The sequence below is a fragment of the Treponema sp. R6D11 genome (genome assembly GCF_054786075.1).
In genome coordinates this window covers 1-766 of sequence record NZ_BDHD01000570.1, presented here as the reverse complement: position 1 = coordinate 766, position 766 = coordinate 1, and the positions used below count along the sequence as shown (strand labels likewise).

Annotated in this window: 2 protein-coding genes; both read left to right on the top strand. The window is 46.2% G+C overall.

The window, feature by feature from the left end; translation table 11 throughout:
• The coding region (locus ACYVTD_RS14745; RefSeq protein WP_461248471.1) for a LysM peptidoglycan-binding domain-containing protein at positions 1-308 on the top strand (308 nt) is incomplete at its 5' end.
• A gap of 74 nt (positions 309-382) precedes the next feature.
• Positions 383-766: hypothetical protein (locus ACYVTD_RS14740; RefSeq protein ID WP_461248470.1), on the top strand; the 384-nt coding region annotated here is incomplete at its 3' end.

Below are 766 nucleotides of genomic sequence, written 5' to 3'. Positions count from 1 at the left end.
TCACCGGGGCGAGCGCGTACACGGTAAAATCGGGCGATACATTGTCGGATATATCAAGGCATGCCTATAACGACGGCTTTTATTATCCGGTCATCATGCTCGCTTCGCGCGGCGTGGTAATAAACCCCGATAAAATTCAGCCCGGCATGGAGTTGACGCTTCCCGATCTTGAAAGGAACAAGGCCAACCCCGCCAGCAGAAAAAGCATGAAGAACTGCCTTAACGGATTTGCCAATATCGAAAAAAACAAAGCGAAACCGAACAAGGCTTTGATCGACGGCTTTAAGAAACACGCGGACGAACTTTAGTTTGCCGCAAAGAAACAGGGGTGTCAGAACACGCATGTTCTAGGCACTCCAAAATTTTTATGAAGGAGAAAATTATGATGAAGAAACTTTTTGTATTACCTTTTGTTTTAATTCTCGCCGCCGGCGTGTGTTTTGCAAATAACGAGCCGGCCGCTGAAGAACCGACGGTTGTGACTCCGGCAATTGAAAGATTTGATATGGAAATCAACGTCGGATTCCCTGTTCATTGGACTAACGCCGAACACGGCCAGGATTTCTATTTATTTAATCCCGGCTACAACATGCAAGACAAATCGGTAACCGCTAACACGGCCATCGGTCTTTCCATGAACTTTAATATCAACAGAAAAGTGGGCATTAACTTGGACACCGACTTCTTTTATGCCGGGAAAATCGCGGGGTTCGCCAATCCGACATCGGATTATATTTCCATGTTTGGGGCTAATGTCCTTTTAGGG